At 43.7% G+C, this 17,493-nt stretch carries 17 protein-coding genes; 13 read left to right on the top strand and 4 right to left on the bottom strand.

All coding sequences use genetic code 11. From position 1 onward, the window contains the following. The first annotated feature begins 136 nt into the window (after window positions 1-136). The 3 genes from AACT52_RS18505 (at window position 137) to AACT52_RS18495 (ending at window position 2,570) form a co-directional block, all read left to right on the top strand. Complete coding sequence (locus AACT52_RS18505; RefSeq protein ID WP_073627163.1) at window positions 137-667, top strand: gamma carbonic anhydrase family protein; 531 nt, start codon at window positions 137-139, stop codon at window positions 665-667. Between the two features lie 123 nt (window positions 668-790). Continuing rightward, window positions 791-916 (top strand): photosystem II protein Y, encoded by a 126-nt coding sequence (locus tag AACT52_RS18500; protein ID WP_041040054.1) that lies wholly within the window; start codon window positions 791-793, stop codon window positions 914-916. Window positions 917-1,190: 274 nt separating this feature from the next. After that, a complete protein-coding gene (locus tag AACT52_RS18495; RefSeq protein ID WP_073627027.1) occupies window positions 1,191-2,570 on the top strand; it encodes a bifunctional folylpolyglutamate synthase/dihydrofolate synthase in 1,380 nt (459 codons plus the stop codon). Between the two features lie 102 nt (window positions 2,571-2,672). Here AACT52_RS18495 and AACT52_RS18490 read toward each other — a convergent pair whose 3' ends face one another. The 3 genes from AACT52_RS18490 to AACT52_RS18480 form a co-directional block, all read right to left on the bottom strand. Next, window positions 2,673-3,092: a GNAT family N-acetyltransferase gene (locus AACT52_RS18490; protein WP_073627025.1), complete on the bottom strand. Its 420-nt coding sequence runs from the start codon at window positions 3,090-3,092 to the stop codon at window positions 2,673-2,675. After that, the gene (gene hisC, locus AACT52_RS18485) at window positions 3,085-4,158 is read right to left on the bottom strand and encodes a histidinol-phosphate transaminase (RefSeq protein ID WP_073627023.1); all 1,074 of its coding nucleotides are present in this window, start codon (window positions 4,156-4,158) and stop codon (window positions 3,085-3,087) included. The genes AACT52_RS18490 and hisC overlap by 8 nt, the downstream gene beginning before the upstream one ends. A 397-nt stretch (window positions 4,159-4,555) precedes the next feature. Continuing rightward, on the bottom strand, window positions 4,556-4,867 hold the full coding sequence (locus tag AACT52_RS18480; RefSeq protein ID WP_073627022.1) for a hypothetical protein: 312 nt from the start codon (window positions 4,865-4,867) through the stop codon (window positions 4,556-4,558). 112 nt (window positions 4,868-4,979) lie between these two features. On the opposite strand from AACT52_RS18480, the gene AACT52_RS18475 reads away from it, so the two are divergent. Continuing rightward, window positions 4,980-5,150 carry a hypothetical protein gene (locus AACT52_RS18475; protein ID WP_158054485.1) on the top strand — a complete coding sequence of 57 codons (171 nt, stop codon included), beginning with the start codon at window positions 4,980-4,982 and terminating at the stop codon, window positions 5,148-5,150. An 18-nt stretch (window positions 5,151-5,168) separates the two neighbouring features. Here the strand turns inward: AACT52_RS18475 and AACT52_RS18470 are convergent, their stop codons facing one another. After that, window positions 5,169-6,473, bottom strand: a complete 1,305-nt coding sequence (locus AACT52_RS18470) for an ABC transporter substrate-binding protein (protein ID WP_073627020.1) — start codon at window positions 6,471-6,473, stop codon at window positions 5,169-5,171. Between the two features lie 141 nt (window positions 6,474-6,614). Between AACT52_RS18470 and pilM the strand changes: the two genes are divergently transcribed. From pilM to nusB, 9 genes are all read left to right on the top strand, one after another. Beyond that, window positions 6,615-7,727, top strand: coding sequence for a type IV pilus assembly protein PilM (gene pilM, locus AACT52_RS18465; protein WP_073627018.1), 1,113 nt, complete (start codon window positions 6,615-6,617; stop codon window positions 7,725-7,727). 107 nt (window positions 7,728-7,834) lie between these two features. Next, complete coding sequence (locus AACT52_RS18460) at window positions 7,835-8,605, top strand: PilN domain-containing protein (protein ID WP_073627017.1); 771 nt, start codon at window positions 7,835-7,837, stop codon at window positions 8,603-8,605. Continuing rightward, a complete protein-coding gene (locus tag AACT52_RS18455; protein WP_073627015.1) occupies window positions 8,602-9,363 on the top strand; it encodes a pilus assembly protein PilO in 762 nt (253 codons plus the stop codon). Before AACT52_RS18460 ends, AACT52_RS18455 begins: the two co-directional genes overlap by 4 nt. 76 nt (window positions 9,364-9,439) lie before the next feature. Then, a complete protein-coding gene (locus AACT52_RS18450; RefSeq protein WP_073627013.1) occupies window positions 9,440-11,572 on the top strand; it encodes a type IV pilus secretin family protein in 2,133 nt (710 codons plus the stop codon). Window positions 11,573-12,061: 489 nt separating this feature from the next. Continuing rightward, window positions 12,062-12,346 (top strand): HU family DNA-binding protein, encoded by a 285-nt coding sequence (locus tag AACT52_RS18445; RefSeq protein WP_009457351.1) that lies wholly within the window; start codon window positions 12,062-12,064, stop codon window positions 12,344-12,346. Between the two features lie 26 nt (window positions 12,347-12,372). Beyond that, window positions 12,373-13,461: a threonine-phosphate decarboxylase CobD gene (gene cobD, locus AACT52_RS18440; protein ID WP_073627011.1), complete on the top strand. Its 1,089-nt coding sequence runs from the start codon at window positions 12,373-12,375 to the stop codon at window positions 13,459-13,461. 179 nt (window positions 13,462-13,640) lie between these two features. After that, complete coding sequence (locus AACT52_RS18435; RefSeq protein WP_073627009.1) at window positions 13,641-15,122, top strand: dihydrolipoyl dehydrogenase family protein; 1,482 nt, start codon at window positions 13,641-13,643, stop codon at window positions 15,120-15,122. A 773-nt stretch (window positions 15,123-15,895) separates the two neighbouring features. After that, window positions 15,896-16,669, top strand: a complete 774-nt coding sequence (locus tag AACT52_RS18430; RefSeq protein ID WP_073627007.1) for a DUF502 domain-containing protein — start codon at window positions 15,896-15,898, stop codon at window positions 16,667-16,669. Window positions 16,670-16,816: 147 nt separating this feature from the next. Then, window positions 16,817-17,467 carry a transcription antitermination factor NusB gene (nusB, locus tag AACT52_RS18425; RefSeq protein ID WP_073627005.1) on the top strand — a complete coding sequence of 217 codons (651 nt, stop codon included), beginning with the start codon at window positions 16,817-16,819 and terminating at the stop codon, window positions 17,465-17,467. Window positions 17,468-17,493 lie beyond the last annotated feature (26 nt).

The raw sequence follows: 17,493 nt of genomic DNA, 5'->3' as shown, positions 1-17,493 counted from the left end.
CTCGGGTACTGACTTACTGCTGCTCTTGATATTCAAGACTGTACACCGTGATATCCTGGTGAATGCGACCTACCAAGGTTGGAGTTCCTCCAGTGTTCCTGGGTACCACATTTTTATTCTACCGTTCTATTCTACCGTGTCTATCGCTTCCTACTGGTCTTCTCCCGATATTTCTCAAGCTGCCTTCATAGCAGCGAATGCTGTTGTTATGGGTTCGGTAAAAATTGCAGCAGGCGTGAGCATATGGTACGGTGCAGTTGTCAGGGGAGATCTGGAAAGCATAGAAATTGGCGAATGTACAAACATTCAGGATGGAGCAATATTACACGGTGATCCAGGTAAACCTACGGTATTAGAAGATCATGTTACCGTAGGGCATCGCGCTGTCATACATTCCGCTTATATTGAACGCGGCAGCTTGATCGGGATTGGCGCAATTGTTCTAGATGGGGTACGGGTAGGGAGTGGTAGCATTATTGGTGCAGGCGCAGTCGTTACTAAAGATGTACCGCCTTTATCCCTTGTTGTAGGCGTTCCTGGGAAAGTTGTGCGCCAAATCTCACCAGATGAAGCAGCAGAACTCATCGAACACGCCCAACGTTACAAAAAGTTAGCCGACTTTCATGCTGGCAAGGGTACGGATATCGGGTTTACGGTACCTGAGTGAGAGAAACGCGGAAATTGTAAATATTCTTTACATTTTGTTTGGGAAAATTCACCACTTCAGTTAAAAATAAAAATGAGAGTACTTGACAAAACTTTATTTCTACATAACAGAGGGGTTGTAAATATGGACATTGATATGCGTGTAGCAATTGTTTTAGCGCCAGTTCTGATTGCTGCTAGTTGGGCTGCGTTTAACATTGGTGCTGCTGCTTTAAATCAATTACAAAACTTTTTGAATAGAGAAGCCTAGAATCAAATTATCACTATAAATATTTAACCGACTGTTTTTAATGATACGAGCAGTCGGTTTTATTTTTACTGAAGAACTCAGAATTTAGAATTCAGTAGTCAGAATCAAAAAAGGATACAAGCCCCCGTGGCGGTTATGGGAAAAAAAGAAAGATATATTTCATGTCCAAGGCAGCTTTTCCAACGCCCGGTTATGGGGATCTATTGTGGGTTCTATGTTCTGTGTTCTGCGTTCTTTTTAAATTTTCCTCACCTTAGCCTCCTGACTATCTTTCGTGGATATTAACTCCTTACTACAGCCCTTCCAACACTTTGGCGTCCATCTTGGATTGGAACGCATTGTTAAACTACTGGCAAATCTTGGAAATCCCCATCATCAAGTTCCGATAATTCATGTTGCAGGTACTAACGGTAAAGGTTCCGTCTGTGCCTACCTTTCTTCTATTCTCACCGCAGCGGGTTATCGTACAGGACGCTACACCTCACCTCATTTGGTTGATTGGACAGAACGCATTTGTCTCAACGAACAGCCGATTTCCTCTGAACAATTGTGCCAAGTATTACTGCAAGTGCAAGCTGCTATTCAACAAGATGAAGAGCCGCCAACGCAGTTTGAAGTGATTACCGCAGCAGCTTGGTTATATTTTGCACAAGCTAAAGTCGATGTGGCAGTGATAGAAGTTGGATTGGGAGGACGCTTGGATGCTACAAATGTTTGCTTGAACCCCCTCGTCACCATCATCACTTCCATTAGCCGTGAACATTGGCAGGTTCTTGGTCCTACTGTTGCCGATATTGCCAGAGAAAAAGCTGGTATTCTCAAATCTGGATGTCCTGCTGTTGTGGGAACATTGCCAAGCGAGGCAGAACAAGTCGTGCGATCGCGTGCTTTAGAATTACAATGCCCTCTTATAACACCGCAGCCAGCACGTCAAATTGACGCAGGATGGGCAGAGTATCAAACAATTCATCATACCCTCCGGGAAGCCGCCGATAGGGCGTCTACAAAGTTCATTAAATACCCCTTACCGTTACAGGGGCAATTTCAGTTGACAAATTCAGCTTTGGCTTTAGCTGCTATAGAAATTTTACAAACACAGGGTTGGCAGATTTCTGAGCAAGCCATCATTACAGGAATGGCGAATACTAAATGGCTGGGGCGAATACAATGGACAAGTTGGAAAAACCATAAATTGTTGCTAGATGGCGCTCATAATCCAGCAGCCGCGCAAGTTTTGCGAGATTATGTGGATAGTTTAACCCCACCCCCAGCCCCTCCCCCGCAGTCGCCTCAACGGGGGGAACCCCCGCACGGCGCTGCTCTCCGCAAGCAGGGAGGGGAGACGACTCAGCACTCTGTGAATTGGGTGATGGGAATGCTCTCCACAAAAGACCATGTGGATATTTTCAAAGCCTTACTGCGACCAAATGACCGATTATATTTAGTGCCAGTTCCAGATCACAGTTCAGCAGATCCTGGGGAATTAGCAAAACTGGCTCAGAGTGTTTGCTCAGAATTAAGTTTTTGCTGTACTTATCTAGATTTATTACCAGCGCTAGAGGCAGCTTTTACCTCGACGGACAATTTGGTAATCTTGTGCGGTTCGCTATACTTAGTCGGGCATTTTTTAGCAACTACGGTTCAAAATGAGTAGGCTTCTTGCAAAAGTCAATTGAATGAAAATGAAACCACAGATGGACACAGATGGACACAGATAATTTATAGCGGAGCTGATCGACTACCGAATCGCGGTCGTTTACGGCGACGAGGATGTCAAATCTTTGCAATATACTATTTCTGTTTGTATCTGCAAATTCTCAATCACACCTGATATTTTGTATTCTCTCTTCTCAAATAACTTTATCATCGCCAAATTATCACTCTCGGTTGAGGAAAATATGATTTTTCCTTCACATATTTGCTCTACAAATTCCATGATTTTGTTTCCGATTCCTTTTCTTTTGAAATCAGGGCGGATACACAAAAATCGAATAAAAGGTCTGCTGTAAAAAGTATAGTCAAACGTTACATATCCTGTAATTATTTTTTCGTGTGTAGCCACATAACATTCTTCTCTTTGTATTTCCGCTTTTCTATCTCCGGCAAAAATATCAAATTTATCTATTTCTTCAAAGTCGCTTAATGAAGCTTTTCCAATTCTGATTTTTTCAAGCATTTTCTATTCTGATTTTGTTAATCAAGCTAACTAACGCTTCTATTAACGTCTGATTTTGCTCATCCGTACCAACTGTAATCCGCAGCTTATCTTCTAACCCAGGTTGCTTATAGTAACGCACCAAGATTCCGAGTTCTTTCAGAGCCAAGTAAAGAGACTCTGCATTTCCCTCGTGAGGAGTTGCCAAAACAAAGTTACCCTGAGAATCAAGCACTCTCCATCCCAGATTCTTCAAGTCTAGGGTTAGCTTTGTCCGCGATATTTTCACTTTATCTGCACAAGCATTTTTGTATGCTTGATCCCGCATTGCTGCTGTACCGACTGCTATGGCGATCGCATCAATGTTGTAACTGTCTTTTACCTTAAATAACCCCGAGCCAAGTTTTGGATTTGCCACTCCAAAGCCCATCCGCAAGCCTGCCAAGGAATACCCTTTCGACAAAGTACGTAACACAATCACGTTCTCGAATTCTTGCACTAATGGCAACGCGCTATACTCAGCAAAGTCAACGTAAGCCTCATCAATCGCCACAATTCCTGAGACTTGCTGCGCTAATTCCCGCAGATCATCCAAAGGTACCACATGACCAGACGGACTGTTCGGAGAAGCAATAAACGTAATTGCTCCATTTGCCGCAACGAGTTCCTTGATTGGTAACTGAAAGTTGGCAGAGTAAGGAACTTCAACCACTTGGGCAGGTTGGATAGCTGCTAAAGTCCGATACAGCACGTAGGTTGGTACGGGATACACGACTTTGCGTTCATTTCCCTCCGCACAGCAGCGTATCAGCACATTCAGCAGTTCATCGCTCCCATTACCCACAATGATCCAATCTGCAGGCACTCCCAACGCATCACTGACTGCCTGACAAAACTCTCTCGCAAATGGATCAGGGTAGCGCCGTAGCCACTCACTATCTAAATTTTGCAGCACTTCCATCGCCTTTGGGGAAGGCGGATAGGGATTTTCATTTGTGTTGAGTTTGATAATTTTTGTTCCTGGTTTGGGCTGTTCACCAGGAATGTAGCCAGTCATGGTATCAATGGCAGGACGGAAGTAGCTCATAACGAATCGTGGGAACTCATGTAAGTCGGGGTCTATTGTATGACAACAGCCCACATCGCTTCACAGACTGTCTTGTTTGTTTTACATTTTTGTACGGTGGGCACTGCTACTAAAGCCCTCGTATAGTGGGCAGAATCTGACTGGCAGTGCCCACCCTACGTGTGTTTGTACGTATGTTTCTTTTTACTTTTTTCAATTCTATGAGACTGCCAAAAACCGTTTCTAAAAACCTACGCAGATCTAGGAAGAAATCCGTAAATATGCACAAAATTTATCGAACAGCAGCGAACCCCTGATGGCGATCGCTCTCCCTAGGGTTTTATTTATGTTCAATCGTCGCATTTACTCAAATTAGGGCTGGAGTAAGTTCAACCCCAGCCCTAATAATCGATGCTTGCTATTCTTTCACAAGTGTTAAAGCTTCTTCGCCGTTATGTAAAATTACTAACTTCTTACCATTTTCTTCAGATTTCACTTCCCACTCAAAGCCTGGTTTGAGTGGACGTATGGGAACAGATGTAATATTCCATTCACTTTTATTTAAGTTAGAACTTGGGTTACTTGATTGAGAACCTGATGAAGTGGAATCTTGAACTTGTGGTTGTGCTTGGGAATCACTTGTCTTTGCAAAGCTAGGGTTCTGAAACAGAAAACACACGCTAAGCATAACAAAGGTAAAAACGATTACTTTTTGAAAGAAACGCTTCATGGCAAGATATTACCTTCAATCACTTTACTACGTAAACCGTTGTAACAGTTGAGCTAAAGATAGAATATCATCCCGGTTGCCGCACAAGGGCAACGCCCTCCCCGAAATTTCAATGCGTTTCGCGAAATTGTTGAAACGCTTGCTGACAAGGCTGAAATGGAATTTCAAAGAGAACCAGGCGATCGCTCAAATCACCCCAAAAGCTTGGTATCCAACCGGTGCGCCGTTGCACCAGCGTCGCGTGAGGGATACGCGTCTAGGTATAACCGTACAGGTACAGTGAAGTTTCTTTTGGATTAAGCTAACTTCTGGTGCTATTCCACTCCTGTGCTGCATCCTCTACAGCTTTATCTACTGTCTTCTCACCCAGCATTGCTGCTTGCAAATTCTCGTAGATTGCCTTTTGCAAAAGTTTTATATCCTTAAGCCTGGGAGTTAATACCTCTGCTTGTTGCAGTTCTTGGGCGCTAATTACTCGCGCTTGATCTAAAGCCGAGGCATTGGCGGGTGCATCTTTGAAGTAGCTGTCAGCCAGCGACTTGACTGTAGACGGGAGAACGTTGGCTGCTTTGGCAAAAGAGAGCTGATTCTCGTCATTTGTAAGAAACAAGGCGAATTTGAGGGCGGCGTCGGGTTGTTTGCTGTCGCGGGGGATAACGACGTTCATCACAGCGACATTTTTCTTGCCGTTTTCACCTGTGATTTGTGGTGCAGTTGCGGAAACTTTAGCTATTGCTGGGGCATTTTTGTTAATGTTCTCAAGAAACTCCCCACCAGAAAACAGCAACGCCGTTTCTCCTGCTTGGTACAAATCTATTGCATGACGGTGTCCTTGTGTCAATGTTTCTTTGGGTAGAAGCCCTTTTTTGTATAAATCTACCCAATACTGAAACACTGCTTTACCTTGTGGGGAGTTAAAAGCTGCTTTACCCCCAGCATCTAGCAAAGTGACCCCCATTTGTGCAAAGGACTCTAGCACCTCACCAGCATCTTGGGGGACGAACGTCACAAAAAAGGCATACTTACCGGTTTTGTCTTTAATTTGTTGAGCCACCTGCGCTAATTCAGGGTAGGTAGCAGGTGGCTTGTTGATACCTGCCTGTTTTAATAAATCGGTGTTATAAATGGTTAGCCGAGTGGTGAGGTACCAGGGAATCCCAAAACTCTTGTCATTGAGCGTGCTAGCTTTCCAGATATTCGGTAAATATGAGGAACGCACTTCATTTGGAAGTTTTGCATCCAAATCTAACCAGGCATTTCGTCCTGCAAGTTGGGAAGCAAAATCCGGATTGAGGTTGACAACATCAGGTGGTGTTTTTGCGGAAACAGCTGTTAAAATTTTGTTCTCCATTGCCGTCCAGGGTACATCAACCCAGCTAACTTTTATACCTGGATTTTGTGACTCAAAAGACGCAATTAGGCTTTTAAAGTAGTTGGTAAATTGAGGTTGGAGTTGCATTGTCCAAAACTCAACATTTGCCGCTCCTGATGATGCCTGTTTTGTGGTATTGCTGACATTTCCTGTACCACAACTAACAATCCAACTGGTCAATACACCGAGTAACGCCCAAACAATTAATCTTTTGAACTTTTGAATTCTAACCATCGTGCTTGTACTTTTTTATCTTGTTCAGGGTGAAGTGCTTATGCAAAATTGTGGAGATTATAGGCTAAAACAATTTTCTAGCTACAATATCAATTCTTAATATCATTTGATTTTTCGATTGGTAGTCGAACGGGCAAAACTGTGGTTAGGCAATTCAAGACTTTATTTGGTAAATATTACCAAGGGGTTGGCATAGAACTAGCACCGCAACGCGTGAATTTAGTTCAGCTACGCAAGCAACGCCAAGGTTTGAAACTAGAAACTTTAACATCAGTGTCGGTTCCAGAAGGTGTTTTTGTTAATGGTCAAATCACTGATCCCGCAACAATGGCGGAACTCATCCAGGAAGCGATCGCTGAAAGTAAAATCAAAGCTTTTCGTGTTGCTACCGCTGTACCAGGGCGATACTCAATTATACGCCTTATATCCGTGCCAGCAGAGTTAGATGACAAAGAACTACAGGAGATGGTACTTAACCACGAAGCAGGTTTGTATTTACCTTATCCTCGTGAAGAAGCTGATGTAGACTATCAGAAACTTGGGTACTTTGTAGATCACGATGGCATCGAAAAGGTACAGGTATTGCTAGTTGCTACTCGTAAGGAAATTACCGATAGCTTTATAGATACATTTGAACAAGCTGGATTGCAAATTGATGTTTTAGAGATTAACAGTTTTGCTCTGATTCGGACACTTCGCGAACAATTGCGACAATACGGACCACAAGAAGCAGCAGTGCTCGTGGATATAGAATTCGACAGCACAGAAATAGCGATCGTTGTGAATGGAGTGCCGCAATTTTCGCGTACCGTTCCCATTGGAACGTATCAAATGCAAATTGCTATATCTCGAGCAATGGGTTTACCCGTTTCACGAGATATAGAACTTTTGTATGGAATGTCTATTCCTTTAACTCCTATAGATGATGAAGAGAAAACTGGCGTTCCTGAAATGAACCCAGGTATGGTAGCGATGATGCGGGTGTTAGGAGAACTCACAGATGAACTACGCCGTTCCATTAATTTTTATCTACATCAAAATGAAAATTTGGAGGTAGCGCAAATCATGCTAGCAGGACCAGGCGGCGGACTGGAACAAATTGATGAGTTTTTTACACAACGATTAAGTTTGCCAACCTCTCAAATAGACCCAATAGCCGCTTTGTCATTGCAAATTGACGAAGAGAAATACCCCGTAGCCCAACGTCCTGGATTGGGGGTAGTGCTTGGTTTAGGAATGCGGGAGGTACGATGAAAATTCAAAATTCAAAATTCAAAATTCAAAAACAAGAGAATCACCTAAAAGTGGTAGGTTTCCTGTCTGTTGATACTATGCAAATTAAAGAGTAAAAAATATATACAATGTACAGCTTAGAGATTAACTTTCTCAAAGACCGCTCAATTTACCAGAAGAATTCTAAAAAGAACCGACCAGCAATATCTCTACGTACTCGAGATTTCACCCCACTGTATATAGGAATAGCAGTCAGTATATTTTTACCATCTTTAATGGGAACGAGTTGGTGGTTTTTGCAAGCAAAAAATCGTGAAATAGAGCAGAACAGAGCACAATTAGAACAGGAGAATCAAAGGCTCAGGATAGAAATAGCAAATATCAACAAAATCAAAGAAGAAACAAACAAAATTAAGCAGGAAACTCAAGCTTTAGTTAGTGTTTTTGACCAGATTCGTCCTTGGTCAGCTGTGTTACAAGATTTGGGCGATCGCATCCCAGCAACTGTGCAAATTGATAGCATCAAGCAAATTCCACCCACAGCCCCAACAGAAGGACAACCAGCACCCAATCCTGCTGGAGGTGTGGAAATTTCAGGGTTTGCTCGCTCCTTTGGCGATGTCAACGATTTTATGCTGAGTTTGCAACAGTCTCGTTTCTTCAAAGCTGCACAGACAAAAATTATCACAGCAGAGTTAGTAGATGCACCGATACAACTCGGCTTTCAATCTACTACGAGCATAGAAATTAAAGCACCCCAAATAGTCAAATACACAATTCAATCCAGTCTCAGTGATGTTCCCGCTTCTGAATTAATTCGGGAATTGGAACAAAAAGGCACAGTAGGACTAGTGAATAGAATCCGCAGTATGCAACAGATAGGAGTCATTCAGAAATGACTTTCAATGATGATTTCAACTTTGTAGAAAGCACGGAATTTGATACAGCTTCTCCAAGTTCACTCGTTATTTTTGGCATTCCCCTAACACCAAAACTTATCGGTATTATCCTAGGGAGTTTAGGGCTTGCAGGAGCAGTTTATATGCTGATAAATTCCGTGATGCCAGCATGGAATACTCTTCAACAGCAGCAAACAACAGAGAAGCAATTACAGGAAGTTGTTGACCAAAAGAAAAGTATCATTCAACAAATGGACACAGTCAAACAGGAGCAAGTACTTTCCAAACAGCAACAACTCCAAGTTTTAGCTTTATTTGCTAATGAAAAAACCTTGGATACACTACCGCTGGATCTCAATCGCTTAGTTGAATCTGGCAATACTCAAATTCCTCTTAATGCAGTGAGAGCAAAACTAAGGAAATACGTCCCTACTGGAAAGGCTGAACCGATTACTGATGGCAGTCTTGGTTCATTGGTAAATGGCAAGCTAAAACGCAGCAGTATCAATATCGAAATCATCGGAACCTACGAGCAAACACAATCCATTCTCCGTAATATAGAGCGGTTACAGCCTTTGTTAATAGTGAAAGACTATCAATCAAGTTTGGCACCAGAAGGAGCAACTCAACAGGACAAAACTGTGATGCCTAGAGTTGGACCAGCACCTATTAGTACATCTTTCCAGTTACAAGCATTAATGCCACTCAGTCAAGAGGAAGTCGCGGCTGCTGCTACGGCAAAACCAAATAATAAGTAGATGGGCATAAATAAACACTTTTAAATGTAGTAAGGGCTTGATTTATAGATAGTTTTCTAATTATGAGGAATAAACTGTGAAACAGCTTCACGCTAGTAGTGTTGTATTAGATGCTGCTGCAATGGTTTTTTTAGCGGCTCAACCAGTATGGGCACAGACTACTCAAATTACTGAAGTGCAGCTTAGTCCAGTTGATGGTGGAATTAACGTAACATTGACAATTGCCTCAGGCTCACGCCCACAAATTTTTACGACAAAAAAAGGTAATACTTTAGTCGCAGATATTATTAATACTCAATTACGTTTACCACAAGGAAATAGTTTCCGCCAAGACAATCCGGCTCCAGGAATTGCCTCAGTGACGGTTAATCAGCTCGATGCTACTAGCATCCAACTAAGAGTGACTGGAACCAGCAGCACCCCCAACAGCCAACCTGTAGTGCGAAACCAAAATGAAATTATTCTTGGTTTTACCTCAACACAAGGAACACAAGCAGCACCGCCTTCTCCTTCACCTCAACAAAGTCAAAAGCCAGACGTTCTCGTTCCGAACCCACAAGTTAGCATTAACGGCACACCTACACAAGCACCAGGTTCAAACACGAACCAAGCTCCACCTTTCTTACCTAGAGCCGTTGCACCACCAGTAGGTGATATAGCCATCTCAAATATTGATGCTTCTCCTAGTAATATTGACTTGGGAACTCAAGAACGAGTGTCTCGCTTAGTTTTGCGGGACGCTCCGGTACGCGAGGTTTTGTCACTGCTTGCCCGTGCTGCTGGTCTTAACCTGGCTTTTGCAGCAAGAGAAGCAGGTGAGCAAGCTGCTGGAGGACAGCAAGGTACTACTGGGGGTGAGGGACCAACAATTTCGTTGGATATAGAAAACGAGCCAGTTCAAGATGTTTTTAACTATGTCTTGCGCCTCAGCGGTCTTGAAGCGAACCGCAGCGGAAGGACAATTTTTGTGGGAGCAAAACTGCCCAATTCTACCCGTGATGTGATTGTGCGTGGTATGCGACTCAATCAGGTAACGGTGGGAGTAGCATTGAACTTTTTAGTCGGCTTGGGGGCAGAAACCGCCGTCAGTCGCGAACGAGCCGTTACCAGTGTTAATGCTGTGCCTGTGGGGGCTGGAGCTAACCCCATAACCCAAACCCAGACTACTACAGAAACTAGAATTGAAACTCAACGCATTGATTTTAAAGACTCTAATCCTCTACTGCGAGGTTTACAAGCATTAGGAGACGAGCGCACCAATTCGATTACTTTAATTGGTCCTCCCAGGCAAATTGAAATGGCGATCGCTCAACTCACTCAGCTTGATATCCGCCGTCGGCAAGTTGTAATCAATGTAAAAATTGTTAATGTTGATTTACAAAACACAAAAAACTTTAACACCAGCTTCTCCTTTGGCATAGGCAACAACTTTTTTACCAATGATGGCGGTGCTGCAGTTCTGAATTTTGGGGGTTCCAGACCAGCTAACGCTAATGAAGTGACCAATAGTCTAAGTAGTTCTCCAACAATCAATAACCCTCAACCAGATAATCCCTTAAAATTCCCTAGACGTTTGCTAGCTAGTTTGCAAGCTCAGGTGACAAATGGTAATGCGAAGATTTTGACTGACCCAACTCTAATTGTGCAAGAAGGTCAAAGCGCTAATGTTAACTTGACTCAAGAAGTGGTAGGCAATATTCAAAGGCAAATAGTTCGCGATCAGAATCTTGCCACAGAAACGATTACAGCGGATAAAGAGCAAGTAGGTTTAACGCTAGCTGTTAAAGTTGAACGGATTGACGATAATGGTTTTGTTTCTTTATCGGTAGCTCCTGTTGTAAAAGCACCCCAAGCTCCAGTTGACATAAATGTTGGAGGCGGTAGCCAACAAATCTTTTTGGTATCTCAGCGTTCGCTAAATTCTGGCTTAATTCGCCTCCGAGACGGTCAGACGCTAATTCTTAGCGGTATCATTCAAGATTCAGACCGGGTGACTGTGTCCAAGATTCCGATCTTGGGTGATATTCCTATCCTCGGTGCTTTATTTAGAAGAACAAACAAAACTAGCGATCGCAGCGAGGTGATTGTATTGCTCACGCCTCAAATTGTAGAAGATTCAGAGCGCTCGTCTTTTGGCTATAACTACACCCCTAGCCCAGATGTACGGCAAATGCTCGAACGTGGTGGAATGCATGTGCCAAAGCGTTAAAATACAGCGATGAGCGAAACAGCTTCCCTACTGAATCGGAGTCACGAATCAAAACAAGATCCCCGACTTCGTAAAAGTTGTCGGGGATCTCAATAAGCTCAAGCCCATAAATTCATGAAATACAGTCATGAAACTTAACATTGACAAACTACCAACCCACCTGTTTATTCCTCCACTCCCCCCTGTTCCCCTAGCAACAGGGGTTTTTACTAAGTATTTTTTCCTACTTTAGGGGTGGTTTTTCGTGAAACTATTGCCCGATTTATAAAAAAAATCCTGAAATCTATATAAATTAATGGTTTCATCTATCCACATCTGGCTACGACACTTTAGAATGATTCATTGAAAAGTCGAGCCTATGGGAATTACAGCCTCTTTAAGCATAAAGACCCATAAGGCCGGCTTTTGTAAATCTCCAAACAGAGATTTAAGTAAAGATGTGTCAGGGCGTATCTGTACACAATCTCAAGTAAACCTAAGGAGTTTGACATGAATAAAGGTGAATTGGTTGATGCCGTAGCTGAAAAGGCTAGTGTTACTAAAAAACAAGCTGATGCAGTCTTAACTGCGGCTTTGGAAACCATCATCGAAGCTGTTTCCTCTGGCGATAAAGTCACCTTGGTGGGATTTGGCTCATTTGAATCACGGGAACGTAAAGCCCGCGAAGGTCGTAACCCCAAAACAAATGAGAAGATGGAAATTCCAGCAACAAAGGTGCCTGCTTTTTCAGCTGGAAAATTGTTTAGAGAAAAGGTTGCACCCCCAAAATCTTAGGTTCTTTTTTAGGGCACCCTTTTTCTATGCGGCAACCTGCACACGGGGGAAATCTAGCTTGGGCAGCAGCGTTAGCTGGCTGTCCCCCAAGTGCTATTCTGGATTTTTCTGCCAGCATCAGCCCGTTGGGACCTCCAAACAGCGCTTTAGCGGCAATTGAATCCCAATTGGGCAACCTCAGGCACTATCCAGATCCTGATTACGGTGAACTGAGACTTGCTCTCAGTCACTTTCATCAACTGCCTCCTGAATGGATTTTGCCGGGTAACGGCTCGGCAGAATTACTTTCACTGGCAGGTCGGGAATTGGCACAGTTAGCCGCAACAGCTTTGATAACTCCAGCCTTTGGCGACTACTACCGGGCGCTGGCGGCATACCACGCTGAGGTACTGGAGTTCCCTATTATCAGTTGTGAGCAACGAATACCGAGTTCTGAGTTAAAGGCAGTACTCAGCACTCAGCATTCACAACTCAGCACTAACTGGGGCTTGCTGCTGAATAACCCCCATAACCCTACGGGAAAATTATTTTCGCGGGAAGCCATTTTGCCATACTTGAAGGAATTTGCCTTGGTGGTGGTGGATGAAGCTTTTATGGATTTTCTGCCCCCAGAACAGGAACAAAGCCTGATAGAGGTGGTGCAGGAATATCCAAACTTAGTGATTTTGCGATCGCTCACCAAGTTCTACAGTCTTCCTGGTTTGCGACTGGGATATGCGATCGCCCACCCCGACCGTTTGCGGCGCTGGCAATTGTGGCGTGACCCCTGGCCCGTAAATACCTTGGCAGCAGCGGCAGCAGTCGCTGCCGTTGGCGATAAACAGTTTCAAGACCAAACCTGGGCATGGCTACCACCAGCACGAAATCAACTCTTCCAGGGTTTAGCTTCTTTAAGTGGATTGCAACCCCTGCAAAGTGCGGCTAATTTTTTACTCGTTGAATCACAACAATCTAGTTCGCAGTTGCAGCAAAAATTACTCAAGCATCACCAAATTTTCATTCGTGATTGCCTAAGTTTTTCGGAACTAGGCGATAGGTATTTCCGGGTAGCCGTACGCTCCGGGTTAGATAACCAGCGCTTGCTGGAAGCTCTATCATTAGTCATTAGTGATTAGTCATTAGTCATTAAGAGAAAGGACAATTGACCCTGACGGGTTCGCCAGTTCCCTACGGCGGGAAACCCCTTCGGGTTCGCCAGTTGCCTGCGGAGGGAAACCCTCCTTCAGCACTGGTCTCACCGCCTGCAGGACTGGTCTCACGAAGGACAATTGACAAAAGACAAAGGACAAATAACGTGACTATTGACTACGATGTTGTGATTATTGGTGGCAGTTTAGCTGGACGCTATGCTGCCCTTACTGCTTCTCAACTAAGAGCCAAGGTAGCTTTGGTGGAACCAACGACCAACGGTGCGTTTAACTTTGTTAATGCACCTTACGAATTTATTTCTCACCATGCTCTAAGCCATATCAGCAACCTTGCCAAGCAACTGGGTGATGCAGCCCAAATTGGGCTTCATACTTCGTGTGCTGATAACTCAGAAAAATGCCAAATTTCTGTAGATATACCCCAAGCAATGCTGTATGCTCATGGCGTTGTCTCCAATCTCCAAGAGCAGCATTCACCTGCCGTTATAGCTGCCCAAGGAGTGGATGTCATCTTGGGCAATGGTCAATTTGAATCGTCACCCCATCTCTCATTTGCCGTTAATGAGCGAACGCTACGCGCACGTAATTATTTGCTTGCTACAGGTTCGCGTCCGGCAATTCCAGAGATTGAAGGATTACAAAGAACTGGCTTTCTGACCATTCCTCAAATTTGGCAAGCGCGATCGCGTTCTACACCACCATTACAGTGGGTGATTATTGGCGGTATTCCCCAAAGCATCGAACTAGCTCAAACTCTAGTACGGTTTGGTTATGATGTGACCTTGGTTGTAGAACACCCGAATATTCTTCCCGATGTTGATTCTGAGATAGCCCAACTGCTTTGCAGTCAGTTGGAAGCAGAAGGTGTGCGCGTCTTTACCAATACACGAGTCACTCAAGTAAGACAAATTGAGGATAAAAAATGGCTTCAGGTGGGAGATAAGGCAATTGAAACAGATGAAATCGTAGTCGCGAGGGCACAGCAGCCAAATATTGAATCTTTAAATTTGGCAGCGGTAGACGTGAAATGGAATCAGCGCCGCCTGCTGGTGAATGACAAACTGCAAACTACAAATAAGCGCATTTGGGCTTGTGGTGATGTGATTGGTGGGTATGAATTTGTCAATATTGCTCATTACGAAGCGAGAGTAGCTTTGCAAAATGCACTCTTTTTCCCTAGGTTGAAAGTTAATTATCGGCATATTCCTTGGGCAGTATTTACGAACCCAATGTTTGCACAAGTCGGTTTAACAGAAGCGCAAGCCAAACGCGGATATAGTCCTGATGAAGTTATTGTTTTGCGGCAGTTTTTTAAAACATTATCAGCTGCCCAAATCCGAGATGAAACTACGGGTATGTGTAAACTAATTGTCCTACGTAATGGAGAAATTTTGGGCGCTTCGCTCTTTGGTGCAGAAGCAGGAGAGTTAATTAATGTTGTTGCAATGGCGATCGCCCAAAAAATCAAAGTCAATCGCCTCGCTGATCTGGCTCCTCTGTGTCCCAGTTTCTCAGAGATTTTTGAGCAAGCTGCACTGTCTTGGAGTCAGCAAAAATTGAGCCGCAATCTTGCTTGGCAAGAGTGTCTGGAAAGCTTCTTTGACTTCCGACGGAATTCAAAGTTCTAAACTTTCACTCCTATCAGAGAAAGAACTAATTGGCAATGCATTTTAGGGCTGAAGTTAACCGATACAGGACAAGTTCAAACTCCGAGCAGGCAAGCCAGATCATCGAGAATGGTGCAACATATGAGCGCCCCACGAGGGGGAAGTCAAAAGTGAAGGTAACAAATCAAAAGTATTAAACCGCCTCGCAACAAATAAAACAAACACCTGCATTCTTGTTTGGCTAAAAGCCCTGCTCTATAAAGGTTTTAAAATGTGTTAGTTAGGAGTTGAGCGACTACCCCAAAATTGATTTTTATGCGACGCCCAAATACCAACTAGATTTCATTAATGTTATATTTAATAGAACTTAATATTTTTCACATAATTCTAGATGAGCTGATTGTGCCGCAGAGAGCGCCACTTATGAGCAAAAATACTAACAAAGTTCGGTGATCCCTTCTTAGAACAATTAGCAGCTTTTTATGTAGCAAGGTAGTATTAGTAATACGTTAAAAGGTTTGCAACAATAGTTTACTAAGTTTTAAAAAGAAAAGTCACAAGTCGTTAGACTTGCTAGCCCCCACCCTGCTTAGTCCGCCTCTATCTGCACACAGTCAGGAAAATCGCTGGGTTTGCTGCAAAAGCAGGCATTTTTTGCGGCATTAGTGCTCACTCTGTGCCGTGTTGGACAGATAATGGCGGCATCTTGCCCGTCAAGCAAGAAGCGCGCTTCGGCAAAAACCACCACTCCAAACTGCACAAGACTGTCCTCCCCATTTGACGAACCTACTGGTATGAGTACCAATCAAAGAAGTTCCACCTGCCTAAAAAAGGAGAATAGCGGCTTGGCAATCAATCGTTGGAAACAAGACCTCAAAAATGACCTGATTGCTGGGTTGCTAGTCGTGATTCCCCTAGCAACTACCATTTGGCTTACGATTACTGTTGCAAATTGGGTCATCAACTTTCTCACCCAAATTCCTAAACAACTAAATCCATTTCAGGGAATGCACCCCATCTTGGTGAATCTACTGGATCTCTTAGTGGGACTGATGGTACCACTACTGAGTATTCTGCTGATTGGCTTGATGGCTCGAAATATTGCAGGACGGTGGTTACTAGATGTAGGTGAGCGACTGTTGCAGGCAATTCCCTTAGCTGGACAGGTTTACAAAACTCTCAAGCAAATTTTAGAAACACTCTTAAAAGATAGCAACGGCAAGTTTCGCCGTGTAATTTTAGTAGAATATCCACGGGCAGGAATCTGGGCGATCGGCTTTGTTACGGGTATCATTAGTAGCGAGATCCAGGCTCAGATGTCTCGCCCGATGTTGAGCGTTTTCATACCAACAACCCCCAATCCCACCACTGGATGGTATGCAGTTGTTCCGGAAGACGAGGTTATAAATCTGTCATTGTCCATTGAAGATGCCTTTAAAATTGTAGTGTCTGGTGGCATTGTTGCTCCCAATACCCCCTTACCTCAGTTGGTTATCTCTAAAGAACGCCAACTAGAAGTGCCACCCTTAGAAGCAAAACGGCAGATTATTCCTCTCGAAGAAACTTAAAATCATGTAGTCATTGGTCATTGGTCATTAGTCATTAGTCATTAGTCATTAGTCATCGGTCATTAGACAAGAGCAGTTATTCTTCTTGTCTGCTACTTCTGAATCTAAAACCAAAAATTCTTCCTCATATACTCTCAACTCACTTTTATGCAAGAGCGTAAACCGCGTCAAATAGCTCGGGAATTGGCACTATTAAGCCTAAGCCAACTGCCGATGAACCCGAAAAAATTAGAAAAAATACCACCAGATCAACTCGTATCAAAGTTGGTGCTAGCAGCAGTACGCACCCTGCGATCCGAAGTTCAAGATACTTTAGACAATGCGGCGGGCGAACTGCAACGCAGTAACGATCGCCTTCTCACTAGCCAAACACGCGCCAGTGACCTAAATACCGCCAGAACAATGGTCAAAGAGGCGATCGTCTACACGCAAACAGCAATTAACAAGTTGGCTGCGACTGTTGAATTTCCGGAACTCATTCAACTTGCTAATCAAGACAGAGAAGTCCGCGAGTACGCCAAAGAGATTATCATCACTGTTAATGAAAACCGAAACACCATAGACGAGGAAATTTCTACTGCCCTGGTAGATTGGCAAGTCACTCGCTTAGCACATATTGACCGGGATATACTGCGAATCGCTGTGGCAGAAATGAAGTATCTTCAAGTTCCACAGAGCGTGACAATTAACGAAGCCATAGAGTTAGCTAAACGCTACAGTGAAGAAGACAGCCATCGATTTATTAATGGTGTTCTGCGTCGAGTGACTGAGCAAAAAAAGGTAGCAAGTACTCCATAGCAAAAAGCTCGCTTTGATTAAGTGGT

Origin of the sequence: Scytonema sp. HK-05, assembly GCF_963872035.1 — a bacterium.
GTDB lineage: Bacteria > Cyanobacteriota > Cyanobacteriia > Cyanobacteriales > Nostocaceae > Kalymmatonema.
Note: the sequence above shows the minus strand (reverse complement) of the source record. Positions and strands in the feature narration are given on the sequence as shown.

What these genes read in the sequence shown, in the direction of transcription:
- AACT52_RS18455 (WP_073627015.1), top strand. Translation starts at nt 8,602, where the DNA reads ATGACTTTCAATGATGATTTCAACTTTGTAGAAAGCACGGAATTTGAT.
- AACT52_RS18500 (WP_041040054.1), top strand. Translation starts at nt 791, where the DNA reads ATGGACATTGATATGCGTGTAGCAATTGTTTTAGCGCCAGTTCTGATT.
- hisC (WP_073627023.1), bottom strand. Translation starts at nt 4,158, where the DNA reads ATGAGCTACTTCCGTCCTGCCATTGATACCATGACTGGCTACATTCCT.
- cobD (WP_073627011.1), top strand. Translation starts at nt 12,373, where the DNA reads ATGCGGCAACCTGCACACGGGGGAAATCTAGCTTGGGCAGCAGCGTTA.
- AACT52_RS18475 (WP_158054485.1), top strand. Translation starts at nt 4,980, where the DNA reads ATGCGTTTCGCGAAATTGTTGAAACGCTTGCTGACAAGGCTGAAATGG.
- AACT52_RS18470 (WP_073627020.1), bottom strand. Translation starts at nt 6,473, where the DNA reads ATGGTTAGAATTCAAAAGTTCAAAAGATTAATTGTTTGGGCGTTACTC.
- AACT52_RS18490 (WP_073627025.1), bottom strand. Translation starts at nt 3,092, where the DNA reads ATGCTTGAAAAAATCAGAATTGGAAAAGCTTCATTAAGCGACTTTGAA.
- AACT52_RS18480 (WP_073627022.1), bottom strand. Translation starts at nt 4,867, where the DNA reads ATGAAGCGTTTCTTTCAAAAAGTAATCGTTTTTACCTTTGTTATGCTT.
- AACT52_RS18460 (WP_073627017.1), top strand. Translation starts at nt 7,835, where the DNA reads ATGTACAGCTTAGAGATTAACTTTCTCAAAGACCGCTCAATTTACCAG.
- AACT52_RS18445 (WP_009457351.1), top strand. Translation starts at nt 12,062, where the DNA reads ATGAATAAAGGTGAATTGGTTGATGCCGTAGCTGAAAAGGCTAGTGTT.
- AACT52_RS18430 (WP_073627007.1), top strand. Translation starts at nt 15,896, where the DNA reads ATGAGTACCAATCAAAGAAGTTCCACCTGCCTAAAAAAGGAGAATAGC.
- nusB (WP_073627005.1), top strand. Translation starts at nt 16,817, where the DNA reads ATGCAAGAGCGTAAACCGCGTCAAATAGCTCGGGAATTGGCACTATTA.